The sequence below is a fragment of the Mycobacterium sp. NPDC050041 genome, assembly GCF_049541695.1.
In the GTDB taxonomy this organism is placed as follows: Bacteria; Actinomycetota; Actinomycetes; order Mycobacteriales; family Mycobacteriaceae; genus Mycobacterium.
In genome coordinates, this window is the sequence record NZ_JBMVDG010000001.1 from 428,226 (window position 1) to 452,338 (window position 24,113).

Consider the following 24,113-nt stretch of genomic DNA (forward strand, 5'->3'; position numbering starts at 1 on the left):
CCGCGGCGTCATCGTTCGAGGACCCAGGTGAACAGCCCGATCAGGTAGGCCATCACCGGTATCAGCGAGGCGTCGACGCCGGCCGCGGCGAAGCCCACCAGACGCCGCATCGGCAGCGAATAGCTCTCCGGCGACGCCACCTTCGGGTTGAGCGCGACGACCACCCATACCAGGACGAGGATGGTCAGCGCGAGCAGCGTCCACCACGCCGCCTGGTAGCGGTCGGTCACCGCGAACGTCACCAGCAGCGCGGTGGTCACCAGGTAGGAGTGACCGAGCAGCCAGGCCTTGCACGGCGCCGAATCCCACACGCGGGCACGCAGAGCGGCCCCCGCGGCGGCTGCCGCGACGACGTACCACGCCCACGGCGAGGCGTCCGACGGCGCGACCAGGAACAGCGAGCCGGTGACCGCCAGCAGCACACCGGCCGCGATGAAGCCGACCTGGTGGGACTGGCTGATCCGCACCCGGCGCGGCAGGTCCTGAAGCACCCGCAGCGGCTGGGCGGACGGCGTCGGGTCACCCGGCGCCGGGATGTTGGGAAGCGGGAACCGGGCCAGCGTCGCGGAGAGCTGCGCCGCCTGCACGGTGACCAGCAGGCCGATGACGATCAGCAGACAGCCGATCTTCGTCGGGTTCAGCTGCCAGACGGTGGCCGCGCCCGCAGCCAGCAGGACGCCGACCCCCACGGTCGCCGTCGCGGTGAACAAGCCGATGGCGCGGGCCCCGGTGGTGAGGCTGATGACCGACCAGGCCGCCACGCCCGCCGCGCCGAGCAGGATCTGCGGCGCCCCGAACTCGCCGGGTACGGACAGCGTGAACGCGGCCGCCACCGGCGCCAGTGCCACCACCGACAGCGCGGTGCCCAACCGGGCGGCACCCGGGCGGGCGAGCAGCGCGGCCAGCGCGGTGGCCAGAGCCAGCCCGCAGACGGTGAAGAGGCCGACCAGTTCGCCGGTCACCACCCGGTGGGTGACGGACAGCGCCGTGGCGACGAGCACCAGACCCAGCACCGCCAGCGTCGCACCGCGCTGGATCTGCTCGATGCCCCACGGCTTGGCGCGTGCCGCCGAGAAGATCACCGCCGCGTCGGCGATGTCCTCGACGATCCGCGGTGCCGGCGTACCCAACGGAACGGGCTGCAGCGCAAGGAGATCACCGTCGACGACGCCGACGGTGTCCAGCGTGGCGTCCAGGCTGAACGGCGCCCCTCCGATGGGCGCCAGGCTCAGCCGCACCGGGTCGGGCACCTCGGTGTCGGGATCGTCTGACCCGCCCGCCGGCAGCACCAGGCGCTGGACCGCGGGCAGGATCTCGCGCAGCGGCAGGTCGGCCGGCAGCGCGACCTCGGTCAGCCGGCCGCCGTCGTCGCCGGCCGCGAGGACGGCCACGCGCACGATCGGCATCACAGTGTTGTCGGACATTGCTCGTTTCTCGGATCTCTCGTTGTGTCTTCGGTTGTCTCCGCGTCGAAGTCGCGGGTGAGGTTGAGGTCGGGGAACCAGGCTCCGCTGGGCAGCGAGCCGGTCAGTCGTTCGACCGCGGCGGCGATCGCGAACGGGGTGCCGGGAGCGAAGGTCGAGACCCATTCCCCGTCGAACGCCTTGGTCGGGCTGACCAGCACCCGGCCTGCGACGGTGTCGACGATGCTCACGCCGACGCCGGTGGTGACGCGGTGGCCGTCACGGTGTTCGCCCGCGACGATCTCCACATAGGTCCTGGTGCCGGAGAACGCGGCCTCGACGACCGGCCGCGCGGACCCCGGGATCCCGAGGAAGTCGAGCACCTCCGCCAGCGGCACACCGTCGCGGATCTGCTGATCGGAGCGGGCACCCAGCGCCGCGGGCAGGGCGAATTCGTCGAAGTGAGCGGGTCTGCGCCCAGACAGTCCGACGGCCAGCACCGGTACCAGCGCGTGCGGGTGGTCGATCGCCATCTCCGTGAACGTCACGAGGTGGGCATTGCGCAGGACCACCACGGTGCGGCCCTCACGGCGCGCGATCACGCCGCGCAGCAGATCGCCCGGCCCGGAGACGAAGCGCAGATCGAGCCACTGCTCGGCGCGCGTCGTCACCCGGACCCACTGTGCCACCGCGGGATTGATCATCCCGTCGGCGTTCATCACCCCGAGCGCGGTCAACTCGGCGGTGCGTTCGGCTTCGAACTCAGACCGTTGAGACAGGTCGCTGTACGGCGGCGTGATCGCCAACACCCACGGAAAGGACCCCGCACCGAGGGTGTCGGCGACGAACCACGCCTGCTCGACGGTCAGTTCGACGGCGTTAGGACTCACTGAGCCTGACGCCGCTCGAGGGGCTCAGCCCCACTTGGCGCCTTCGGCCATGTCGCGGGCGTTCATCGACGTGGTGTTCATCTCGTGGGTCGACGCCATCGCCCGGTAGGCGCGCACCAACTCCTCGAGTGCCATGTTCCACTGCGCCTGCCACGCCTGGTAGGTCATACCCGTGTCGCCCTGCCACGCGCCGGCCAGCGCCGCCTGCTCACTGGCGATGTCCGCGCCCACCGCGTGCATCGCACCGGCATAGGTCGACATCTCGCCGGCGTGAGCGATCATCGCCGGGTAGTTGTACATGATCTGTGACATCACAAACCCTCTCGTTCGCCTTCGGAATTCCGGTCAGATCGCGGTGTAGGTCGACGCGGCCGCGGCGTCCTCGGCCACGTAGGTGCCTGCCGCATCGCCGAGGTTCACCTGTGCGATGTCCAGCAGTGCGTTCACCTTCGCCGACACCTCGATGAACCGCATGTGCGCGGCCTGGAACGCCGCCGACGACTCACCCATGTGAAACGCCTGCGCCGACGTCGCCGCCTGCTCGGCCTGCGCCATGGTCGACCGCATCAACGCGGTCTTGGCGCCGAATGCGGCCTCGGAGGCCACCAACTGCGGAATGTGCGCGTCCAACATGCTCATCTATTGCTTCCCTTCACCGTTGTTCGTTCGAAACAGACTGTCCCCCAGCGCATTGCTCAGTTGCGCGATCCCCCCTCCGGGCCGTACTGCTCGGACTCCCAAGACGTGGGCAGCATCGGCACCACCGGGCCCCCGTCGAACGCGTCGGTGGACACCGTCGTCAGCCCCGCGGCCGCGGCATCCGGACGGCCCGCGGTACCGCTGAACCCCATCGGTCCGCCACCGCGGGTCGACGCGCTCACCCGCGGCTCGTCGGCCGACGGCGAGTCGCCGTCGGGCTCGTCCTCGTAGTCCATGTAGGCATCGGCGTATCCGCGTCCCTTGACCTCGGCGGCTTTCTTGCGACGCCGTTTCCGTCGCTCCGCGGCCGTCAGCGCCGCAGCGGCGGCCGCGGCAGGGATGCCCGACGCCGGCGCCTTGGCACTCGAGCCTTCCCGGAAGGTCGGGGAGAACCCCTCCTCCGGGTCGGACCCGGCCACGGCGTACGGCGCGATCGGCGCCGCCGCGGGGGCCGGTGCGGGCGCGGACGGCGCGGCGGTCCCGCCGGTGCCTGCACCACCACCTGCGGTCGCGGACACGCTGCCCGGCGGAAGGCCTGCCGCGGTGAAGGAGGCGGGCTGGTCGGCGCGGGCCGGCACCTGAGGGGCGGGCGCGGCGGGGGCCTCGGCCGGCACGTCGGGTGGCGGCACCGGCAGCTGCTTGAGGTACTGCAGCACGCCGCCGATGATTCCCAGGGTCAGCGCCAGCAGCGGCTGGATCAGCAGCTGGGGGTAGGTCAGCGAGGCCCCGATCCACGAGATGGCCTGATAGGCGACGGCGAACAGGAAGGGTCCCCAGGTCTGCAGCGCCGCAGCCGGGTTGGTCAGGAAGTCGGTGATCAGCTGGATCGTGTTGCCGATCGGATCCCGCAGGAAGTCGGCGATGTCCTGACCACCGGGGAAGAGGTTCAGCAGGTCCGAGAGCCAGTCCGAATTGTTCAGCGCCGAACCGGATTCGGTCGCCTGCGCCTGGGCGCCGGTCTGCTGCAGGCCGGCCATCGCGGCACCAGCCTCGCCGACGCCGGGGGTGAGGATGAACGGCGACGGCAGTGAGGCAGGCGTGCCGGCCATCGCCGCGCCTGCGATCGCCTGATAGGTGCTCATCGCGGTCGCCGCCTGGATCCACATCCGCACGTAGTCGGCCTCGTTGACCGCGATCGGGATGGTGTTCAGGCCGAGGAAGTTCGTGGCCACCAACACCCCGTGCACCACATGGTTGGTGACGAGCTCCGGCATCGTCGGCGTCATCGCCAACGCCGTCGTGTACGCCGCGGCGGCCGTCGTGTGCTGCGCCGCGGTCACCGAACTGTTCGCGCTCTGCTGGGCCAGCCACGCCAGGTAGGGCTGGTGCGACGCCACGTACTGCTCGGCGCTGGGCCCCTGCCACGAGCCCGCCTGCACCGTGCCCAGCAGCGCCGTCAACTCCGCTGCGGCTGAGGCGTACTCGGCGCTCAACGACTGCCATGCCCCCGCGGCGGCCAGCAGCGATCCGGGGCCCGGACCACTGCTCAGCAGCGTCGAATGCACCTCGGGTGGCAGGGCCATGAAGATGGGGGCGGTCATCTCAGCCGCCGCGTGCGATCAGGTACGACGACGCCGCCATCGCGTCACCGGTGGCGTAGCTGACGCCCGACTCGCCCACGCCCATACCCGAACGGCCGAGTTCCTCGACGCCGAGCGCAGCGGTTGCGGCGTGCTGGCTGCCGTGCGCGCTGAAGCCCACCGCCGTCTGCAGCGAGACCACGTCTGCTCCTGGCGGCAGCACCGCCGTCACCGCGGGTGCGGCCGCGGCGTGCGCCGCCGCCAACCGCGCGGTCAGACTCTCCACTGCGGCGCTGGCCGCGGTCAGGCCCTCGGGTACGACACGAAGCGTCATCAGCTGTATTCCTTTCCGTTGCTGTCCGTCCCTCGGCCGCCCTGGGTGGCGGCCTCGCCGACGAGTGGGTTGACGAGCTGCACGAATGTCGGGAGGTCACCGTCGTCCAGCAGCATGCCGCGACCGGCAGGTAGGCGGCTGAACCTGTGGCCGCGAATCTTTCCGCTGTCCTGCGGATTACCGGACAGCAACAGCGTCGTCGCCTGCAGGTCGTTGAGCCTGCGCAGCAACGGCGCCGTCATGATCGCGTGCGCCGAACCCGTCGCCCGCGCCGTGACGATCACCCGCAGCCCGAGGTCACCGGCCTGGCCGAGCAGACCGAGCAGCGGCGTCCACGGCCGCTGACCCACATAGGGGCCGCTGACCGCCGGGCTGTCCGGGATCTGGTCGACGTCGTCGATGATCAGGTAGTGGGTTTCGCCCTCATATCCCCAGCTGCTCAGCTGTTGTGGCGTGAGACCTGCAGGCGGGCGCCGCTTCTCGATCAGCGCGGCCAGCCCGAGCATCGCCGGAGTGATCCGGTCGATGTTCGGCGTGTACTCGTTGTCCGGGAACAGCGGCTCGTCGACGAGGTGCAGCCGCCGGTCGATCACGGTGAACGCCACGTCGTCCTGCCGCGAGTTCTCCCGCACGGTCCGGATCAGGTGCCGGAGCAGGGTGGTCTTACCCGCCCTGGCGTCACCGAAGACCATCAGCAGCGGGTTGCGCTCGAAGTCCAGCGCGACCGGTGCCAGGTCCTGTTCCCGCTGGCCGATGACCACCCGTTCCGGCGGCGTGTACAGCGGGGCAAGCACTTCCGGCCGCAGATCGGTCGGCAGCAGCCGCACCCGCGGTGCCGTGACGTCGGGGTGCCGGTTGTTGATCGCCCGGATCACATCCAGTTGCGGCGCGGCGATCAGGAAGTGCTCGGCCGCCATCGTCAGACCACGGCCGGGCTGATCGGCGGGCACGCTCTCGGCGGGCCTGCGCAGCCCGCCGACGATCCGCACATTGCTGTCGCGGGCGTCGTGCAGCTTGAGTTCCAGTCGCAGGCCGAGACCGTCGCGCATGTTCAACGGCACCTCGAGCCAGTTCGGCGTGGTGATCACCACGTGGATGCCGTAGGCCAGCCCGCTGTTGACCAGTTCGGTGACCTTCGCGAGCAACGGGTTGCGGGTGTTGAACGTGTCGGTGTTGTCGCGGCTGAACGCGTACAAGTTGTCGATCACCAGGAACACTTCGCCGTAGCCGTCTGCGATGTCCTCGGACCGGGAGACCGCGCCGCGCTCCTGACGGGCCCGCAGCAGCTGTTCCAGTTCGCCGAAGGTGCGCCGGATGCGTTCGGGCTCCAGTGGAGTGGCGACGCTGCCGACGTGGGCCAGTTCGGCCATCGGGCGCAACTGGCCGCCGCCGTAGTCGAGGCAGTAGAAGGTCACGTCGCGAGGTGAGTGCAGCGCGGCGGCGGACAGCATGAACGTCTGCAGCGCCGTCGACTTGCCCGACTTGGGCCCACCGTGGATCACCATGTTGCCTGCGGCCGAGTTGGCGTCGAACACCAGTGCGTCACGCCGCATCTCGAAGGGACGATCGATCTCGCCCAGCGGCCAGCGCCACTGCCGAGCGTTCACGCCCGAACGCTGGAGCAGATCGAGCAGCGGGATGGAGTCCTCCAGCGGCGGCAGCCACAGCGGCGGCGCCTTGGGGCCGTACTGCGCCAGCTGCTCGCCGATGGTGGCGATCAGCTTGCGCGGCGGCAGCACCTCGATGTCGGCGTCCGCGGACGGGATGATGGTGTCGGGCTCGGGCTCCACCCGCGTCGCGGTGAACTCCTGGGGTTGCGGCAGCGCCCGCACCACGATGGCCTTCTCCACCCGCGGCGGCTCGTAGATGCCGTCGACGTAGGTGCTGCGGAACTTGACCGGCACCGCGCCGGGGGCGGGCACCAGGAAACCCTCGCCCTTGTGCTCGCGACCCGACTCGATGTGGTAGGCGTCCTCCACTCCGATGATCTGCCGGGAGACGCTGGGGCTGGCCACTTTCAGGCCGATGCGGTACGACGTGTTCTTGTCGATGTCCTTGATGCGGCCCACATCGAGCGTCTGCGACGCGAACAGGATGTGGATCCGGAACGACCGGCCCTTGCGGGCGACGTAGTCGAACAGGTCGGCGTACTCGGGATGGTCGGCGAGCATCAGCGTGAACTCGTCGGCGACCACGAACAGGGTCGGCATCGGCGGCAGGTCATGTCCCGCTGCGATGGCCGCCTCGTATTCGGTGACGGAGTTGAACGCGCTGCCCTGCACGCGCCGGCCCGACTCCTTAAGCAGCTGCTCGCGACGGGCCACCTCCCCGCGCAGGGTGTCGGCGAACCGGTCGGCCAGCGACTTCTTCTCGGCCATGTTCGAGATGACGGCGACGACCTGCGGGAAATCGCGGAAGATGTCGGCGCCCGCCTCGCCCTTGAAGTCGGCGTAGATGACGATGAGCCGATCGGCCGAGTGTGTCGTCAACAGCGACAACAGGATCGACATCAGGGTCTGCGACTTGCCCGAACCGGTCATACCGATCATCAGGCCGTGCGGGCCCATGCCGCCCTCGGCCTCGTCCTTGAGGTCGAAGTACAGCGGCTCGCCGGTGGCGGTGACGCCGATCGGCACCCGCAGTTCGTCGTCGCGGTTGCGCGGTGCCCACAGCGCTGCCACGTCGAGTGCGGACGCGTCCGGAATGCCGAGCAGGGTGGTGAACGTGGAACCACCGGTGGTCGTCGACCGCGCGTGGTTGGGGTTGGAGTCCCAGCGGGACAGCCGCCGCGCGATGTGGCGGCAGTCGTCGGCGCCGATGCCGTCGGCGACGTCGACGTAGGGCTGCCAGCCGCCGCTCTGCCACCGTTCGATCCGGCCGTCGGCGACCTTGAGGATCGGCCGCTCGGGGTCGGGGTACTGCTCGCGGTTCGGCGGCGTGGTGGTCCGCTGGATGACGGTGACGCCGGCCAATCCGGACCGCCGCACGATCGCGTCGAGGTCGGCCTCCGGGTCGTCGACCACGATCAGGAGGTGCTTGACCGCACCGTCGGTGTTGCCCGGGAAGGCGTCCCGGCCTGCAAGCGCGAGGGCGAGCAGCTGGCGCAGTTCACCTGCGGTGGTGGTCAGGTAGCGCGCCGGGCCGACGCCGTCGGTCTCACCCGGGACGTCGACGTGCGGGAGCCATTTCAGCCAGGACCAGTCGTCGCCGTCCACGTCGGGCGACGCGAGGGCGACCCCGAGCACGGCCGGGTCGTGCCAGGTGACCGCCTGCGCCAGCCAGGCGCGCACCGCGGCACGCACGTCGTCGGCCTCACCGAAGACCGTGATGCGGGCCAGCTTGGCGATGTCGATGCCGGCCGGGGCGTCTCGGACCGTACGTTGCACGTCGAGCAGCCCACGAAGGGTGCTGTGCGACACCGGTTCCAGGTCGATCTCGTCGGCGGTGTCCTTCACCCTCAGCGTCGCGTTGAGCGGGGTGTCGTGCAGGCCCGCCCGCAGCACCAGGAAGTCGTTGTCCCGCGGATCGCGCTCCCACTGCCTGCGGGTGCCGGGGATGGTCGCCAGCACCTCGGGATCGGGATGCGACCACTCCAGTGCCGCACGCTGTTCGGCGGCGTGCGCGCGGACGTTGTCACGGACCACCGACAGGTAGCGCAGGTAGTCGGCGCGCTCGGCGTCGACCTCCTCGGTGCGCATCTTGTTGTCCGAGCCGCGGTAGAGCGCGGTGGCGGCCAGCAGCAGCACGAACGGGAAGAACAGGATCTGCGGCGAGATCAGCCGCATGCCGGTCGCGACGAGCGCGACGATCATGCCGACGATCAGGATCACGATCAGGTACGGCAGCACCCGGCGCAGCAGCGACGGCGGCACCAGCCGCGGTAGTTCGGGGGGCGGTTCGATGGTGATGGTGCCCTTGCGGGTGGTCGGCTGCGGAAGCCGCCGGTGGGCCTCGAAGATCAAGCGGCTCATCGGTTCTCCAGTCGCACGGGGCTCGGGTCGGGCAGCAGGGTGTCGTGCGCGAGCAGAGCGTCACTGCGCGACAGGGTCGGGCCCGCGGCGAACTGCGCCAGCACGGACCACGGGACGGGCAGCGGCGGGGAGGTCAGGCCCAGTGCGGCGACGGCATCGTCCTCGGCGCCGGTGTCGATGCCGTAGCGGACGCCGGTGTCACTGACCCAGAACAGCGAACCCGCGGTCGGCGAGCCCGGGGCCTGGCCGACGGTCTGCACGAAGTAGCCGCTGCCGGGGGTGATCGCCACCCGGTTCGCCGTCGTGCCACTGCCCGCACCGACCAGGGTGAGCGTGCGCTGGTTCTCGGGCAGCGGCAGGGTGGCGCCGGACAGCAGGGCGAGCGAACTCTCGGTGGCGCCCGACGGTTTCGTCCACCGTGCGCAGGTGACCGGATCGGCCGAGGTGTCGACCAGGTCGACCGTCGAATCGGGGTACGCGGCGGTGTCGATGCCGCGCGCGACCGGCATACGGGCCACCTCGTCGGCGCCCAGCCTCGGCGCTTGGGCCAGGCCGTAGGAATTGGTGTTGCGCAGGATTCCTGCCAGCACCGGTGACACCGGCTGCAGGCCGTCGGTCAGCACGGCGTAGTAGCGGATGGAGTTGTCCGCCTCGAACGCCGCGACGACGGCGCCGACAGGAGCCTGGGTGGACAGCGGGAACTGCGGTGGCGCACCGGCACCCGCGATCGGCGGTGCGGCCAGCGCCGGAGCCTCCGGGATGGCGTTGAACAGGCCGGCGGCGATGGGGCGCGGCGACGGGATGTCGCCACCGAAGCCGAGCGCGTCGGTCACCGCGCGGTTGGCCAGGTCGATCGGGCTGCGCCTACCGTCCCACAGCAGCCAGGTGCCCGCGTTGGTGCCTTCGGTGTTCTGCACCAGGACGGCTTGGTCCGCGGCCAGCGTCGCGGCGCGCTCACCGCCTGCGCCGGTGGCACCGGCGATCACGGTGACGCCGGTGTCGGGTCCCGAGACTGCTTCGCAGACAGTCCAGTCCGCGTCCGCGGCGGTGCTCTGCACCATGCGTTCCGGTGCGCCGGGGATGCCGATCAGGTTGCCGCGGGGGAACTGGTCGATCTCACTGGTCTTGACGGTGGTGGGGTTGTCCGCGCGGCCGGCGATGAGGCGGGCCGACGTCAGGTTGAGCACCGGGTGCAGCTGGTCCCCGACCTTGACGTAGAGAGCGGCGGTCGAGCGGTCGGCGAGGATCGAGTCCGTGCCCGCGGACCCCGACGGCCGGATGAAGGAGAACAGGAAGCAGCCGATCAGCCCGGTGACCACGATCAGCGCCCCGGTGATCACGGCGCGGCTCTGGGTGCGCAGCGGGTCGACCAGCATGCGGGTGTCGTGCAGAGCGACGCCGGAAGCGATGCGGCGCATGACGAATCGCCAGCCTGACACCTGGTGGCGGGTGACGAAGCCGCGACGGTACTCGACGCGGTCGGGGTTCTCGTTGGCGGGGGTTCGAGACGTGAAGGAGCGCCGGTCCTCAGGAGATGTCATGCCTGCACCGACAGTTCCGGCACGGTCAGGCCCAGCCCCTTGAGCAGCGGCACGGCGGAGTTGCGGACGTCCTCGGCGGTGATGGTCATCAGTTCCTCGTCGGTGAAGTCGTCGGCAGCGCCGGCGGTGCCGGCAGTCCGCGGCATGTGGTCGAGGCGGTACTCCCGCTCCTCTTCCGAACGCTCGACCAGGTTGCGCACGAAACGGCCGTTACCGGCGATGTCGAGGCTGCGCCGGTCCACGCCGTTGCCATCGGGCGTGGTGGACCGGGCGAGCTTCTCGAACAGGTCCTCCATGTGGTCGTGCGCCGCTTTCTCGAACACGCTGTCGCGCTTCTCGGCCATCCGCATGGCGATCTCGACGAGCTCGGCGCCCGAGTAGGACGGGAAGTCGATGCTGCGGGTGAAGCGTGATCGCAGGCCCTCATTGGTGTCGAGGAAGTTGTCGAGGTCCTTGCGATAGCCCGCGACGATCACCACGAGCCGGTCACGGTCGTTCTCCATCCGGGCCAGCAGCGTGTCGATCGCGACGAGTCCGAAATCGTTCTTGGCGCCCGTCGACACCAGCGCGTAGGCCTCGTCGAGGAACAGCACGCCGTCGAGCGCGCTGTCGATGATCGCGTTGGTCTTGGCCTCGGTCTCGCCGATGTGCTGACCGATCAGGTCGGCGCGGTGCACCTCGCGGACGGTCTCCTTGCGCAGCAGGCCGAGCCCGCAGTAGATCTTGGCGACCACCCGGGCGATGGTCGTCTTACCGGTTCCGGGTGGGCCGGCGAACACCAGGTGGTTGGTGCGCTGGGCGACGGTGAGCCCGCGCTCCTGGCGGCGCAGCGACATCGCCACCGAGCTCTTCAGCCGGGCGACCTGGTACTTGACCTCCTCGAGGCCGATGAACTCCGCGAGTTCGGCCTCGGCCTCCACGAGCAGGTGCGACTTGCGGTCCTGGGCACCCGGGTCGATGAAGTCGGCCTCGCCGGGCTCGGTGGCCGGATCCCACGGGTTGCTGCGCGCCTCGATCCGGGCGGCGGTGGTGGTGGGGATCCCGAACGTCCTGTCCGTCAACGCCGTTTCGACCTGCGCGTTCTCCGGGTTCGCCGCATAGAGCTCCTGCAGCACGTCGGCGGCGTCCTCGTCCTCCCCCTCGGCGCGCAGCACCAGCGCCTTGGCCAGCGCGCCGTCCACGGCGGCCACCGCGACGGGGCCCGCAGGCTGCTCTAGGTAGGACAGCGCCGGGGCGAACATGCCGATCCGGGCCAGCGAGATGCCCAGCGCGATGCGCGCGGCGTGCGAGAAGGTCTCGTCCTGAGTGGTGTCGTTGACCACCGGTGTCAGCAGCCGCACCACGTCGGACCAGCGCTCGGCCCGATAGTTGATCGCCACCCGCACCCACCGGGCCTGCACCCAGCCCGGTCGCCGGTCGAGCAGTTCGCCCACCAGCTCGTCGGCGTCGGCGTAGGCCTCGTTGTCGGCCAGCGTTGCCGCCCAAGCTAATTGGAAGCCATCGGGGTCAGACGCCCGGAACTGCAGATACAGCCCGGTGTCGTAGGTGAAGGCCAGCGCGCCCGGCGCGAGGTCGATCTCGCGCTGCAGCAGACCGGCCGAGCGCCTGGTGCGCCAGATGGATTCGATGACATGCCCCGAGACGTCACCCGCGGCGGCGAGGCCCGTCCAGGCGTCGCAGTGATCGTGGGCGACGTGGGCGAGCGCGGCGAAGCCCGACCGCGCGCCGGTCAGATCCGCGGGACGTTGGCGATCATTGACGGAGAGGCCGAGCGCCCGGCAGCAGGTGGCGAACCGACTGACCACGTCGCGGTCGATTCGGGGCGCTCCGTGCGAGAGAGCGGCAAGCGTGTCATTACCCATGTCTGTGCACGGGAAGCGAACCCCGGGCGGAACAGTCCCGCCGGGCAGCCCCCGTTTTCTCCCCTTATGTAGGCAAAGCTAACTTTTGCTGAAAGTTAGCATTACCTAGCCTCACTGTCGAGACTCACGGTCTCGCCCACAAACGTGAGCCAGGTCACCGCTTGACGGCGCTGACCAGGGAGATCGTCTGGAACATCGGGCCCGCGTCGGTGTCGGCCGCCGGCACCGGGCGGCCGACTCGCCGCAGGTAATCGGCGAGACGGGTGGTTTCGGCGGTCCACTCGCGGGCGGTGAACCAGTCCTGGGCGGGCGCGTGCTGCTCGTTGTAGATCAGCGTGAAGAACGAGTTGTCCGCACCGGCTGCCCGCTCCTCGGCACGCTTTGCCTCGAACACCGCCGACGGCATCGGCGTGGCCTCCTCGACCGCGACCCGGCTGCCTGCCGCGGCAAGCCTGTCGATGCCGGCGAACAATTGCTCCTGCGCGGTGCCGGGCAGGTACATCAGCAGCCCTTCGGCGAGCCACGCCGACGGCGCCGCAGGGTCGAATCCGCCGTCGGCGAGCGCGGCCGGCCAGTCGTCGCGCAGATCGATCGCCACTTCGCGGCGTTCGGCGCGCGGGGTGTCACCGTGGGCCGCGAGGACCTCCCGCTTGAACTGCAGAACCTGGGGCTGGTCCAGTTCGTAGACGACGGTGCCGTCCCGCCACGGCAGCCGGTAGGCCCGCGAGTCCAGGCCCGCCGCGACCAGGACGACCTGCCGCACACCGGCTTCGGCGGCGGCGGTGAAGTACGAGTCGAAGTAGCGGGTGCGTGCGCCCTGGAAGTCAACGAAGGCCGCGCCGAACTCCGAGGCGAGCGGGTGGTCGGGCGCCTTGCCGTCCAGCAGGGCGGACCAGTCACCGCCGACCGCGCGGCAGAAGACTTCGGCGAAGGGGTCGACGGCCAGCGGCTCGGCCTTCTGCGCCTCAAGCGCCCGCGACGCGGCGACGAACAAGGCCGTGGAGCCGACCGAGGTGGTGATGTCCCATGAGTCGTCGTCGGTGCGCACGCGAGTGAGGCTACGCCGCCTCGCTGACAGGATCCTGGCCGCTGAGCCCGCCGAGACTACGGTTGTTGACACGTTTTCCGCCGATTCCCGTCAACAACCGTAGTCTCGGCGCACGTGTCTGCTCGCCGGATCACTCCGGCGCAGGCCACATCCCGCGGTCGCGGTGAAAGTCGATGCGCTCGAGCATGCCGCCGTAGGTGGGCTCACTCGTCGTGGCCAGGAAGTCGGTCGGGAACCCCATCGACACTGCGCTGACCTCGTCGAGGCGCGTCATGATGTCGGCGTCGAGCGTCACCAGCAGACATCCGGCGTTGTCCTCGAACTGCGCTACCGTGCGAGCGCCGATGATCGGGATGACCTGTGCGGGCTGCCGTTGACGCAACCACGCCAGCGCCACCTGCGGCGACGAACGTCCCAGCTGGGCGGCGACGTCGCCGACTGCGCGGGCGACCGCCAGGCTTCTCTCGTCGAGTGCTCGGAAGCTGACGGTGTCCAGACGCCGGCCGCCCTGGCCCACCCGGCCGTCGTCGGCGTACTTGCCGCTGAGGATGCCCGAAGCCAGCGGTGACCACGCCACCACGGTGATGTCGAGTGCGCGGGCCATGGGAAGGAGTTCGCGCTCCGGGGTGCGCTCGATCAGGTTGTACTCGATCTGCAGGCCGACGAACGGCGACCAGCCGCGTAGTTCCGCGATCGTGTGACAGCGCGCCACCACCCATGCCGGCGCGTCCGAGATCCCCACGTACAGGACCTTGCCGGAGCGGACCAGGTCGTCGAGCGCGCGCATCACCTCGGTCTCCGGAGTGAGGAAGTCCCAGGCGTGCACCCACAACAGGTCGACGTAGTCGGTTCCCAGCCGCCGCAGCGACCGTTCGACCGACTGCACCATGGACTTGCGGCTGTTGCCTGCGGCGTTGGGGTCGGTGCCCGGCGGCGCATCGGTGTATTTGGTGGCGATGACCACCTCGTGGCGGTGCCCGGTGATCAGCCGGCCGAGGTACTCCTCCGAACGGCCCGCGGCGTAGATCTCGTTCGCCGTGTCGACGAAGTTGCCGCCGGCGTCGCGGAAGGCCGAGTAGATGGCACCTGCCTCGCCCTCCCCGGTACCCCACCCCTCGGCACCGAAAGTCATTGTTCCCAGAGCTATCTCGGAGACCCGCAGGCCGCTGTTGCCGAGGAGTCGATACCGCATGAAGCGTCCTATGACCGTGCCGCGGCCTGCAGTACGCCGCGGTCGCCTTCTTCGTAGAGCCGCTGTATCGCCATGACGGTGACCTGCCAGCCGGCGGGCCCGTGTCGTAGATGGTGGGTGTAGACCCCGCCGAGTGTCCAGGACCGACCGTCGAACCAGTGCGCAGCCCGCACATGTGAGAGCGCGATCGCACCCGCACCCTCCGGCGACACCACCACGTTGGTGATCTGGTGCTGGGTGGCGTCCAGACCGCCGAGCGTGGCGCGCCACTGCTCCAGCAGGGCCGCGCGCGTCACCGTGGCCGGCTCACCGCCGAACACACTGACGTAGTCAGTGGTCACCTCGTCGGCCAGCAGTGCGCCCACCCGCTCCCACTGGCGCAGATCCGCGAACAGCCCGACACCCGTGACGGCGTCGGTGATCGCCAGCCGATCCTCGGTGGTCAACGAGCCGGTCTGCGCCGCGCCTGGCACGGCCGTCATCCCGAACGTCGACATCAGCACTGCTGCTGTCATCACCACGGTTTTCATCAGGGTCCCTCCGCGAGCAGCGCTTCCTCGGCCGTGACCGAACCGACGCTAGTACGGCCGCCCGTACCGGGCACCGATCGAACGCGAAATGAGCAAGATCGGTCCGTGTGGACCCCAAGGGGACTGCCTCAGAACGCTGCGCCGGGATCGCCGAAGAACCGCCGGTAAGTCCTGCGGAACTGCGACATGTCAGCGATGCCGACCTCGTCGGCCGTCGCGCGCACCGTGGCGCCTGCGGAGAGCGAACGGTGCGCACGCTCCATCCGGATGCCCATCGCATAGGTCGCCGGTGTGACACCGACGGTCCGCCGGAATGCTCGGTGAAAGTGGTACGGGCTCATCACCGCAACTGCGGCCATCTCGTCTAGCGTCACCACCCGGCGGTGATGGGCGCGCAGGTGGACGCCCACCCGCCTCAGCGTGGCGGCGTCGAGCCGGCCGCCGTACCCACGAGGGCGTCGGCCGCCGAGATGGGTCACCGCGACGTGCAGCGCCACATTTTCGATCAGTGCTGACGCGGCGGACGGCGCCACCGCGGCGCCGCGAAGGACCACCGCGCGGAACGCGACACACGTGCCCCAGACGACGTCGTCATCGGGCAGCTGGCGGTACTCCTCCAGGTCCGCCCAGCGGCAGCCGGTGCGCGCGCCAACCTCCTCGAGCAGCGCAACGGTCGGACGGATGTCCACGCTCTCGGAGGGTTCGGCAACGTCGAGCCAGGTGATGCTGCGCGGGCCGGTCAACCCGACCGTGCCCGCAGTGAAGGACCGGACCTGCGAGGCCTCCGACCCCACGCGGATCTCCGCCGCGCGGTGGCCGGTGAACGACACCCCGAATCCGAACGGTTCACTGCGCGAGGTGAACCCGTCTGCCCGGTGCGGAGGAAGCCGGTTGACCTCCACGGTCCCCGCCGGACAGCCGACTTCGGTGGATCCCGTCCCCCACATCCCGACCTCCGGACCGGTCTTGCGCGGCGAGCCCCGCTCCGGGCCGGCCCGCTCCGCTCGCCGACACTAGACCAACGGCTTGCCGGTGCGGATGCGCCGGTCGAGGTCCTTGAGCAGGACGTTGAACGGGAACTGCCGGATGAAGCCCGGCGCCAGGTCGTTCGCCGTCCGCAGCACGGCCATCAGGCGGTCGAACCGGCGCTGGCGTCCGGCGTCCCACGGCAACCGCATCTCCTCGCGGAACCGTTGCGGCAGAAAGCCGGTGGTGATCAGCAGGTTGGCCGCATCGAGGCGGCGCTGGACGGCGAGCGGCAGCTTCACGCCGCGGACGCGGCCCGCGGCGATGGGGAACAGGTACTCGCGCACCGTGTCGTCGATGTGGACCTGGTCGAGCGACTCCTGCCAGTACTTGTCGAACGCCGCACGGTCGGCAGGCCACATCTCGAGTGGCACCTGCAGGGTCGTGCCGAGCGTCGCACTCTCGCGGTAGTGCTCGTCGGCGGTCTCGTCGTCCATCTCGCCGATGAAGATGCGCTGGATGTCGACGCCGCCCTTGTACAGACACGCGGCCACCCACAGCTGCAGGTCCTTGTCGAACGCGTGGTACTTCACCGGGCTCTCGTCGGTCGAGTAGACCTGCGCGTGCGCCGTGTTCACCGCGCGCCGGTAGGCCGCCTTCTGCGCCTCGGTGCCGCGGGTGGCGACGGCCAGGTAGGTGAACGTTGTGCGGGCCCGCTTGATCGGATGCAGATCGATGCGGCCGCTGTCGACGCGGCTCTCGTAGACGCCGTAGCCGACGCCGGGCCGCGCCAGTTGCATGATCACGTTCGCGGGACCGGCCAGCAGCGCCACCCCCATCAGGCCGTCGTCGCGGGTGGCCCTGCGCATGGAGAGCAGCGACGGGCGGGCTGCCGCCCGCGGCCGCGCGGGCTCGCTCACCGGGCGCTCGACGTGCGGGACCGGCTCGGTGACCGTCATCGGGCACTCCTCGTCGATAAAAGTGATAACGAATGTTTCCTGATATTGCCCTGCCCCGCTGACGGGTGTCAAGATGGCTGGATGGCACAGGTCCGGCCCTATCGCGGCGTCGAGGCGCCCGAACGGCTGGCCCAGCGCAGGCGCCGGTTCCTCGAGGCCGGTCTCGCCCTGCTCGGCTCCGCAGGCGACGACCTGGCGGACCTCACGGTGCGGGCGATCTGCCGGCAGGCCGGTGTCGGCGTCCGGTACTTCTACGAGGGCTTCATCGACAAGGACGACTTCGTCGGCGCGGTGTTCGACTGGGTGATCGCCGACATCGCGGCCACCACCCAGGCCGCGGCGGCCGCGGCGACACCGAAGGACCGGACGCGGGCGGTGATGGCCGAGATCGTGCGCACGGTCGACGGTGACGCCCGCATCGGCCGCCTGCTGTTCAGCTCGCAGCTGTCCAACGCCGTCGTGGTGCGCAAGCGTGCAGAATCAGGCGCCCTGTTCGCCATGCTCTCCGGCCAGCACGTCAGTGCAGCGCTTCGTCGCGACCCGAACGAACGCATCAAGGCGACAGCACATTTCGTCGTCGGCGGCGTCGGGCAGACCATCAGCGCCTGGCTGGACGGCGAGCTGGCGCTGGCTCCCGATCAGCTCGTCGACCAGCTGACGGCGATCATCGACGACCTCAGTGCGCCGCGGCTCTTCCGCGACTGAGCGACCGGTCGGCCGCCGTCTTGGGCGGAGTCTGCGCCTCTTCGTCGGTGAATTCACGTGTCCAGCAGGCGAACTCGAGTGTGACGCCATCGGGATCGAAGAAGTAGAACGATCGCACGTAGACACCGGGATGAACCGTCGCCGACACCTGCATCTCACTCTCGTCGTGATTGAGAACGGGCCCGACGCGCACGCCCTTCTCCTTGAGCTTGCGGCGATACTCGTCGAACTTCTCTGCGGGCACGTGGAACGCCAGGTGGTTCATCGACCCCGTCGCACTGACGATCTCGCCGATGCCCGGGATCGCCGCGGGCGAGGACACCCCCGGCACCCCGTCCGGCGCATCGCGGAACCAGAAGAATGCGACGCAGTCACCGTTCCCGGCGTCGAAGAAGAAGTGCTGACCCACGCCACCCGGCAGATCGAGCGACTTGATCAGGGGCATACCCAGCACATTGCTGTAGAAGTCGACCGTCTTCTCCATGTCCGAACAAACCAGTGCCACATGGTTGATTCCGCCGAGCTCGAATTCGCGATTCGGATTGTGCGGCTTGATCATGCTCGGCTCCTGTGGTTATGGCGAAAAACCGGTCAAGCGGCAGAACTGAATCTAACATCGCATTCAGACCCGCTCAATGCCCGGAGAGGGGTTCACCGGCTGTGACGACCGTGCCCCGCCACGCCCTGCCCACCGCCGGTGGCCGGCATAACCGTGCGGCCACCGACTCGTCGGCGCCCACGGCGCCCACCCGCGAGGGAAGCCTGGCCTTGGTCGACGATCGCCTCGCCGAATACCGTTCCGACATGCGCGAACTGCCGATGTGCCGTGGCGGTGCTGTCGATGGGTGACCACTTCTGCTACACACGATGGTCGGGGGGCGAGGCTGCGCGCAACGCCGACGACGACGCGTGCGCCTCCACCCCCGCCGACGTCTTCCGTCGGACGATCTACCACCAGGGGGCTGGGGGAACATGACCAGGACAGCAGGAACACCGGGGGTCACCCGCGAGTTCGTGGGGCTCGACTCGCCCACCGCCCGCCGGGCCGGCTCCGGCGGGCACCCCTGTCAGGGCATCTATTACCGGGGTGTGGGCCGTAAGCCCAAGGTCGCGATGATCGCCGCGCACTACCAGATCGACTTCTCCGAGCACTACCTCGCGGAGTACATGGCCACCCGCGGCATCGGGTTCCTGGGCTGGAACACCCGGTTCCGCGGATTCGAGAGCAGCTTCCTGCTCGATCACGCGCTGGTCGACATCGGTGTCGGTGTCCGATATCTGCGTGAGGTACAGAACATCGAAACCGTTGTGTTGCTTGGCAATTCGGGCGGTGGGTCGCTGATGGCCGCATACCAGGCGCAGGCGCTGGACCGCCACATCACTCCGCTGGACGGGATGCGCCCGGCGGCCGGCTTCATGGACCTGCCGCCCGCCGACGGCTACATCGCCAGCGCGGCACATCCCGGCAGGCCCGACGTGCTCACCGCCTGGATGGACGCCGCTGTGATCGACGAGAAGGACCCGGTGGCAACCGATCCCGATCTCGACCTGTTCGACATGGGCAACGGGCCGCCCTACTCGGCCGAGTTCGTGAAGAGCTACCGCGCGGCCCAGGTCGTACGCAACGAGGCGATCACCGACTGGGCCGAGGCCGAGTTGAAGCGGGTGCAGGCCGCCGGCTTCTCCGACCGCCCGTTCAACGTGATGCGCACCTGGGCGGACCCGCGCATGGTCGACCCCACCCTCGATGCGAGCAAGCGGCCACCGAACATGTGTTACGTCGGACCGCCGGCGAAGGCGAACCGCTCGGCGCACGGCGTCGCTTCGGCATGCACATTGCGCAACTGGATCAGTATGTGGAGCCTGCGGCACTCCCAGACACGGGCAGAGCCGCACCTCGCGCGCATCACCTGCCCCGCCCTGATCATCAACGCCGAGCAGGACACCGGCGTTTTCCCCTCCGATGCCCAGCGCATCTGCGGCGCTCTGGCGAGTGAGGACAAGACGATGCGCTCGATCGACTCCGACCACTACTTCACCACCCCGGGTGCACGCAGCGAGAAGGCCGATCTCGTCGCCAAGTGGATCGGCAAGCACTGGCGTTAGACTCCGTCGTCGGCGACGCCGCATGCGCATCGCCGGCACGGGAGGTGCTGTGACCGTGCGGGTGCTGGCGCACTTCACGCCCGGGCAGAAGGTGCTCGATCTCCTCGCTGCCGAGTCCGACTGGCTCGACGTGCGATTCTGCGCCGAGGAAGACGACGCCACCCTGCACCGCGAGCTGCCGGGCGCGGACGTGATCTGGCATGTTCTTCGGCCGCTGTCGGGAGACGACGTCCGGCGGGCCACCCGCTGCCGCCTCATCCACAAGCTCGGGGCCGGGGTGAACACCATCGACGTCGATGCGGCGACCGAACGCGGCATCGCGGTCGCCAACATGCCGGGCGCCAACGCCCCCTCGGTGGCAGAGGGCACCGTTCTGCTCATGCTCGCCGCGCTACGCCGGTTGCCGGAGCTCGACCGCGCCACCCGAGCCGGCGAGGGCTGGCCAACGGATCCGAGTCTGGGCGAGACCGTGCGCGACATCGGCGGTGCGACAGTCGGTCTGGTCGGTTACGGCAACGTCGCACAGCGGGTGGCCGCCGTCGTCGCCGTGATGGGGGCGACGGTGCTGCACACCAGCACTCGCGACGACGGCCGTCCGGGCTGGCGGACACTGCCCGATCTGCTGGCGACCAGTGACGTCGTCTCCCTGCACCTTCCGCTGACCGCACACACCGCCGGACTGCTGGACCGGGCGGCCCTTGCCCGCATGAGGCCGGGGGCGGTGCTCGTCAACACCTCGCGCGGGCCGATCGTCGACGAGGCCGCCATGGCGGATGCGCTGCGCTCCGGACGGCTGGCCGCTGCGGGCCTCGACGTCTTCGGCGAGGAGCCCGCGCCCGCCGACCATCCGCTGTTCGGCCTGGCCAACGTGGTCGTGACGCCGCACGTGGCCTGGTACACGGCGGACACCATGCGTCGCTACCTGGCAGAAGGGGTGGAGAACTGCCTGCGCCTGCATGAGGGCCGGGACCTGGTGAACGTGGTGAACCAGCCGGGGTAACCTGGCTCCCAACCGACCGGTTAATAGGGACGGCGCCCCAGGAGGCACGGCATGCCCATTGCGATCACCCCCGAACACACTGACCTCGCCGAATCGGTGCGGTCCCTGGTCGCGCGCGTCGCGCCGTCGGAGGTGCTGCACGAGGCACTCGAGAACCCGATCCCCAATCCGCCGCCGTTCTGGAAGGCCGCGGCCGAGCAGGGTCTGCAGGGAGTGCACCTGGCTGAGGGCGTCGGAGGCCAGGGGTTCGGGATCCTCGAGTTGGCGATCGTGGTCGCGGAATTCGGCTACGGCGCGGTGCCCGGCCCGTTCGTCCCGTCGGCGATCGCCAGTGCGCTCATCGCCGCGCACGACGCCGAGACCGACGCGCTGAGCGGACTGGCCTCGGGTGAGGTCATCGCCTCCTACGCCATCGACTCCGGCCTGACCGCCACCCGCCACGGTGACGGCCTGGTCATCCGCGGCGAGGTGCGCGCCGTACCCGCGGCCGCCCAGGCCTCGGTGCTGGTGTTGCCCGTCGCGATCGAAAGCGGTGAGGAGTGGGTGGTACTCGACGCCGACGCACTCGAGATCGAACCCGTCCAGAGCGTCGACCCGCTGCGGCCGGTCGCCGACGTGCGCGCCAACGCCGTCGAGGTGTCCGAGGACCGGGTGCTGTCGAACGTCAGCCGCGCCCTGGCCCGCGCGCTCATCTCGACCCTGCTGTCCGCCGAAGCCATCGGGGTCGCGCGGTGGGCCACCGACACAGCCACCGGCTACGCCAAGATCCGCGAGCAGTTCGGCAGGCCCATCGGCCAGTTCCAGGCGATCAAGCACAAGTGCGCCGAGATGATCGCCGACACCGAACGGGCCACCGCCGCCGTGTGGGACGCGGCCCGAGCGATCGACGAGGCCCGCGAAAATCCGGACAACAGTTACGAATTCGCGGCCGCGGTGGCGGCCACCCTGGCGCCCGCAGCCGGTCAGCACTGCGCCCAGGAGTGCATCCAGGTGCACGGCGGCATCGGCTTCACCTGGGAACACGACACCAACGTGTACTACCGGCGGGCGCTTGCGCTCGCGGCGAGTTTCGGCCGGACCGCCGACTACACCCAGCAGGTCGTCGACACCGCGACGGCCACCGGCATGCGCAGCATCGACATCGACCTCGATCCGGACACCGAGAAGCTGCGCGAGGAGATCCGCGCCGAGGTCGCCGCGCTCAAGGACATGGAGCGAGGCGAGCGCATCACCGCGATCGTCGAGGGCGGCTGGGTGCAACCGCACCTGCCCAGGCCGTGGGGCCGGGCGGCCGCCCCCGTCGAGCAGATCCTCATCGCCCAGGAATTCGCCTCCGGGCGGGTGAAGCGCCCGCAGATGGGCATCGCCGCCTGGCTGATCCCGTCGATCGTCGCGTTCGGCACCGACGAGCAGAAGCAGCGTTTCCTCCCGCCGACGTTCCGCGGCGAGATGATCTGGTGCCAGCTCTTCTCCGAGCCCGGCGCGGGTTCGGACCTCGCGAGCCTCACCACCAAGGCCACCAAGGTCGACGGCGGCTGGCGCATCACCGGCCAGAAGATCTGGACCACCGGCGCCCAGTACTCGCAGTGGGGTGCCCTGCTGGCGCGTACGGATCCGAGCGCGCCGAAACACAACGGCATCACCTACTTCCTGCTGGACATGGCCAGTGACGGCGTCGAGGTCAAACCGCTGCGCGAACTGACCGGCAACGCGATGTTCAACACGGTCTTCATCGACGACGTGTTCGTGCCCGACGATCTGGTGCTCGGCGAGGTCGATCGGGGATGGGAGGTCAGCCGCAACACGCTGACCAACGAGCGGGTGTCGATCGGCAGCAGTGAGCCGCCGTTCCTGGCCAACCTCGAGGGCTTCGTCGACTTCGTGCGCGAGGGGCAGTTCGACCAGATCGCGCAGCACCGCGCCGGGCAGCTGATCGCCGAGGGCCATGCCGCCAAGCTGCTCAACCTGCGCTCGACGCTGCTCACCCTCGCGGGCGGCGACGCGATGCCGTCGGCGGCGATCTCCAAGCTGCTCTCGATGCGCACCGGCCAGGGCTACGCGGAATTCGCGGTCTCGTCCTTCGGCACCGACGGCGTGATCGGCGACCCGAAGACGCTGCCGGGCAAGTGGGTCGAGTACCTCCTCGGCAGCCGGGCCACCACGATCTACGGCGGCACCACCGAGGTGCAGCTGAACATCATCGCCGAACGGCTGCTCGGCCTGCCGCGCGACCCGTAGGCCGCCGCTCGCCCGAGCGTGAACCTCGCGACGGTTTCGGTGCCAGACTCGTCGTGGGGTTCACACTCGCGAGGAGGTCCACCACGAGCGCCGACGTCACGCTGAGGCAGCTGCGGTACTTCGTCGTGCTCGGCGAGGAACTGAACTACCGGCGCGCCGCCGAACGCCTGTTCATCACCCAGCCCGCGTTGTCGACGGCGATCAAACACCTCGAGCATCAGGTCGGTGTGCAGCTCTTCACTCGCAGCACACGTGAGGTGACGCTCACAGAGATGGGCCGGCTCTGGTGGCCGACGGTGCGTGAGGCGCTGCACGGAGTCGATTCGGCCTTCGAGCAGCTCGTTGCGCTCTCCTCGCACCGCCGCCGCATCAAACTCGGCTACCTGATCGGCACCGGCGCCGACCTGCTGTTCCGCCTGGTGCGCCACTTCGAGGCGGCCCACCCCGAGATCACCTTGGAGACAAGGGAGTTCGATTTCTCCGACCCGACGGCCGGCCTCGCCGACCGCACCACCGAAGTGGCGATCATCAGGCCACCGGTCGACCTCCCCGACCATCGGATGCTCATTCTCGACGCCGAGGACTGGGTGGCCTGCCTGCCCCGCGATCACCGCCTGGCACACCGGTCCGAGTTGTCGATCACGGAGTTGCTCGACGACCCGATTGTCGTCGCGCCAACGAGTGCGGGGCGGTGGCGGGACTACTGGATGGCCATGGACGCCAGGAACGGCAAGCCTGCGACGGTCGCCGCCGTTGCCGCAACGTACGAAGAGGAGACCACCACCATCGCGCGGGGGCTGGGCATCAGTTTCACCAGTGAGGCGAGCGCGCGCCTGTACAACCGCCAGAGCATCGCCTACGTACCGATCGTCGACCGCCCACGGAATTACACCGCGCTGGCGTGGCACCCTGCGGGACTGAGCGAGGAGGCGACGGCGCTCATCCGCCAAGTGCGCAACGAGTGGAATTTCGGGGACGGCCAGTCGACGGAACGTGCAGCGACGTATTACTGATCAATGGCGTCGCTGATAACGCGCGCTTATCAGTAGATCAGTAATCGGAACTTCCCAGGCGCGCTGAAGTGGGGTTTCCTCGGATCACTCGACCAGCCCCATCCCCGAGTGAGGCGCAAACCCTGTTCGACCCTCC

General features: G+C 69.5%; 21 protein-coding genes. 6 read left to right on the forward strand and 15 right to left on the reverse strand.

Annotated features, from left to right (window positions below; genetic code table 11):
* Positions 1–8 precede the first annotated feature (8 nt).
* The 14 genes from eccD to ACPCHZ_RS02285 all read right to left on the reverse strand — a co-directional run bounded on the left by eccD (position 9) and on the right by ACPCHZ_RS02285 (position 16,915).
* A complete protein-coding gene (eccD, locus tag ACPCHZ_RS02220; RefSeq protein WP_423483239.1) occupies positions 9–1,424 on the reverse strand; it encodes a type VII secretion integral membrane protein EccD in 1,416 nt (471 codons plus the stop codon).
* Positions 1,406–2,293 carry an ESX secretion-associated protein EspG gene (locus ACPCHZ_RS02225; RefSeq protein WP_423483240.1) on the reverse strand — a complete coding sequence of 296 codons (888 nt, stop codon included), beginning with the start codon at positions 2,291–2,293 and terminating at the stop codon, positions 1,406–1,408. Before ACPCHZ_RS02225 ends, eccD begins: the two co-directional genes overlap by 19 nt.
* A gap of 24 nt (positions 2,294–2,317) precedes the next feature.
* Entirely contained in the window at positions 2,318–2,605 is a 288-nt protein-coding gene (locus ACPCHZ_RS02230; RefSeq protein WP_364977255.1) for a WXG100 family type VII secretion target, read from the reverse strand.
* 33 nt (positions 2,606–2,638) lie between these two features.
* Positions 2,639–2,932 carry a type VII secretion protein EsxS gene (locus ACPCHZ_RS02235; protein WP_264011213.1) on the reverse strand — a complete coding sequence of 98 codons (294 nt, stop codon included), beginning with the start codon at positions 2,930–2,932 and terminating at the stop codon, positions 2,639–2,641.
* A gap of 56 nt (positions 2,933–2,988) precedes the next feature.
* Positions 2,989–4,533 (reverse strand): PPE family protein, encoded by a 1,545-nt coding sequence (locus ACPCHZ_RS02240; protein WP_423483241.1) that lies wholly within the window; start codon positions 4,531–4,533, stop codon positions 2,989–2,991.
* A gap of 1 nt (position 4,534) precedes the next feature.
* Positions 4,535–4,846: a PE family protein gene (locus ACPCHZ_RS02245; protein ID WP_423483242.1), complete on the reverse strand. Its 312-nt coding sequence runs from the start codon at positions 4,844–4,846 to the stop codon at positions 4,535–4,537.
* Complete coding sequence (gene eccCa, locus ACPCHZ_RS02250) at positions 4,846–8,817, reverse strand: type VII secretion protein EccCa (protein ID WP_423483243.1); 3,972 nt, start codon at positions 8,815–8,817, stop codon at positions 4,846–4,848. Before eccCa ends, ACPCHZ_RS02245 begins: the two co-directional genes overlap by 1 nt.
* Positions 8,814–10,358, reverse strand: coding sequence for a type VII secretion protein EccB (gene eccB / locus ACPCHZ_RS02255; protein WP_423483244.1), 1,545 nt, complete (start codon positions 10,356–10,358; stop codon positions 8,814–8,816). Before eccB ends, eccCa begins: the two co-directional genes overlap by 4 nt.
* A complete protein-coding gene (gene eccA / locus ACPCHZ_RS02260) occupies positions 10,355–12,220 on the reverse strand; it encodes a type VII secretion AAA-ATPase EccA (protein WP_423483245.1) in 1,866 nt (621 codons plus the stop codon). The genes eccB and eccA overlap by 4 nt, the downstream gene beginning before the upstream one ends.
* Positions 12,221–12,374: 154 nt before the next feature.
* Positions 12,375–13,268 carry a class I SAM-dependent methyltransferase gene (locus ACPCHZ_RS02265; protein WP_423483246.1) on the reverse strand — a complete coding sequence of 298 codons (894 nt, stop codon included), beginning with the start codon at positions 13,266–13,268 and terminating at the stop codon, positions 12,375–12,377.
* Positions 13,269–13,398: 130 nt separating this feature from the next.
* Positions 13,399–14,460 carry an aldo/keto reductase gene (locus ACPCHZ_RS02270; RefSeq protein ID WP_423483247.1) on the reverse strand — a complete coding sequence of 354 codons (1,062 nt, stop codon included), beginning with the start codon at positions 14,458–14,460 and terminating at the stop codon, positions 13,399–13,401.
* An 8-nt stretch (positions 14,461–14,468) separates the two neighbouring features.
* Complete coding sequence (locus ACPCHZ_RS02275; RefSeq protein ID WP_423483248.1) at positions 14,469–14,990, reverse strand: nuclear transport factor 2 family protein; 522 nt, start codon at positions 14,988–14,990, stop codon at positions 14,469–14,471.
* A 128-nt stretch (positions 14,991–15,118) separates the two neighbouring features.
* Positions 15,119–15,937: a helix-turn-helix transcriptional regulator gene (locus tag ACPCHZ_RS02280; RefSeq protein WP_423483249.1), complete on the reverse strand. Its 819-nt coding sequence runs from the start codon at positions 15,935–15,937 to the stop codon at positions 15,119–15,121.
* A gap of 66 nt (positions 15,938–16,003) precedes the next feature.
* Positions 16,004–16,915, reverse strand: coding sequence for an oxygenase MpaB family protein (locus ACPCHZ_RS02285; protein ID WP_423483250.1), 912 nt, complete (start codon positions 16,913–16,915; stop codon positions 16,004–16,006).
* An 81-nt stretch (positions 16,916–16,996) separates the two neighbouring features.
* Between ACPCHZ_RS02285 and ACPCHZ_RS02290 the strand changes: the two genes are divergently transcribed.
* Positions 16,997–17,620: a TetR/AcrR family transcriptional regulator gene (locus tag ACPCHZ_RS02290; protein WP_423483251.1), complete on the forward strand. Its 624-nt coding sequence runs from the start codon at positions 16,997–16,999 to the stop codon at positions 17,618–17,620.
* Here ACPCHZ_RS02290 and ACPCHZ_RS02295 read toward each other — a convergent pair.
* Complete coding sequence (locus ACPCHZ_RS02295; RefSeq protein ID WP_423483252.1) at positions 17,592–18,179, reverse strand: VOC family protein; 588 nt, start codon at positions 18,177–18,179, stop codon at positions 17,592–17,594. The two genes, ACPCHZ_RS02290 and ACPCHZ_RS02295, sit on opposite strands and share 29 nt — an antisense overlap.
* Positions 18,180–18,280: 101 nt before the next feature.
* Between ACPCHZ_RS02295 and ACPCHZ_RS02300 the strand changes: the two genes are divergently transcribed.
* The 5 genes from ACPCHZ_RS02300 to ACPCHZ_RS02320 all read left to right on the forward strand — a co-directional run bounded on the left by ACPCHZ_RS02300 (position 18,281) and on the right by ACPCHZ_RS02320 (position 23,977).
* Positions 18,281–18,469 (forward strand): hypothetical protein, encoded by a 189-nt coding sequence (locus tag ACPCHZ_RS02300; RefSeq protein ID WP_423483253.1) that lies wholly within the window; start codon positions 18,281–18,283, stop codon positions 18,467–18,469.
* A gap of 123 nt (positions 18,470–18,592) precedes the next feature.
* Positions 18,593–19,726 (forward strand): alpha/beta hydrolase, encoded by a 1,134-nt coding sequence (locus tag ACPCHZ_RS02305; RefSeq protein ID WP_423483254.1) that lies wholly within the window; start codon positions 18,593–18,595, stop codon positions 19,724–19,726.
* Between the two features lie 55 nt (positions 19,727–19,781).
* Positions 19,782–20,726 carry an NAD(P)-dependent oxidoreductase gene (locus tag ACPCHZ_RS02310; RefSeq protein WP_423483783.1) on the forward strand — a complete coding sequence of 315 codons (945 nt, stop codon included), beginning with the start codon at positions 19,782–19,784 and terminating at the stop codon, positions 20,724–20,726.
* A 51-nt stretch (positions 20,727–20,777) separates the two neighbouring features.
* A complete protein-coding gene (locus ACPCHZ_RS02315) occupies positions 20,778–22,964 on the forward strand; it encodes an acyl-CoA dehydrogenase (protein WP_423483255.1) in 2,187 nt (728 codons plus the stop codon).
* Positions 22,965–23,017: 53 nt separating this feature from the next.
* The gene (locus tag ACPCHZ_RS02320) at positions 23,018–23,977 is read left to right on the forward strand and encodes a LysR family transcriptional regulator (RefSeq protein ID WP_423483256.1); all 960 of its coding nucleotides are present in this window, start codon (positions 23,018–23,020) and stop codon (positions 23,975–23,977) included.
* Positions 23,978–24,113: the final 136 nt, after the last annotated feature.

What these genes read in the sequence shown, in the direction of transcription:
- eccD (WP_423483239.1), bottom strand. Translation starts at nt 1,424, where the DNA reads ATGTCCGACAACACTGTGATGCCGATCGTGCGCGTGGCCGTCCTCGCG.
- ACPCHZ_RS02230 (WP_364977255.1), bottom strand. Translation starts at nt 2,605, where the DNA reads ATGTCACAGATCATGTACAACTACCCGGCGATGATCGCTCACGCCGGC.
- ACPCHZ_RS02235 (WP_264011213.1), bottom strand. Translation starts at nt 2,932, where the DNA reads ATGAGCATGTTGGACGCGCACATTCCGCAGTTGGTGGCCTCCGAGGCC.
- ACPCHZ_RS02240 (WP_423483241.1), bottom strand. Translation starts at nt 4,533, where the DNA reads ATGACCGCCCCCATCTTCATGGCCCTGCCACCCGAGGTGCATTCGACG.
- ACPCHZ_RS02245 (WP_423483242.1), bottom strand. Translation starts at nt 4,846, where the DNA reads ATGACGCTTCGTGTCGTACCCGAGGGCCTGACCGCGGCCAGCGCCGCA.
- eccCa (WP_423483243.1), bottom strand. Translation starts at nt 8,817, where the DNA reads ATGAGCCGCTTGATCTTCGAGGCCCACCGGCGGCTTCCGCAGCCGACC.
- eccB (WP_423483244.1), bottom strand. Translation starts at nt 10,358, where the DNA reads ATGACATCTCCTGAGGACCGGCGCTCCTTCACGTCTCGAACCCCCGCC.
- eccA (WP_423483245.1), bottom strand. Translation starts at nt 12,220, where the DNA reads ATGGGTAATGACACGCTTGCCGCTCTCTCGCACGGAGCGCCCCGAATC.
- ACPCHZ_RS02270 (WP_423483247.1), bottom strand. Translation starts at nt 14,460, where the DNA reads ATGCGGTATCGACTCCTCGGCAACAGCGGCCTGCGGGTCTCCGAGATA.
- ACPCHZ_RS02275 (WP_423483248.1), bottom strand. Translation starts at nt 14,990, where the DNA reads ATGAAAACCGTGGTGATGACAGCAGCAGTGCTGATGTCGACGTTCGGG.
- ACPCHZ_RS02280 (WP_423483249.1), bottom strand. Translation starts at nt 15,937, where the DNA reads ATGTGGGGGACGGGATCCACCGAAGTCGGCTGTCCGGCGGGGACCGTG.
- ACPCHZ_RS02285 (WP_423483250.1), bottom strand. Translation starts at nt 16,915, where the DNA reads ATGACGGTCACCGAGCCGGTCCCGCACGTCGAGCGCCCGGTGAGCGAG.
- ACPCHZ_RS02290 (WP_423483251.1), top strand. Translation starts at nt 16,997, where the DNA reads ATGGCACAGGTCCGGCCCTATCGCGGCGTCGAGGCGCCCGAACGGCTG.
- ACPCHZ_RS02295 (WP_423483252.1), bottom strand. Translation starts at nt 18,179, where the DNA reads ATGATCAAGCCGCACAATCCGAATCGCGAATTCGAGCTCGGCGGAATC.
- ACPCHZ_RS02305 (WP_423483254.1), top strand. Translation starts at nt 18,593, where the DNA reads ATGACCAGGACAGCAGGAACACCGGGGGTCACCCGCGAGTTCGTGGGG.
- ACPCHZ_RS02315 (WP_423483255.1), top strand. Translation starts at nt 20,778, where the DNA reads ATGCCCATTGCGATCACCCCCGAACACACTGACCTCGCCGAATCGGTG.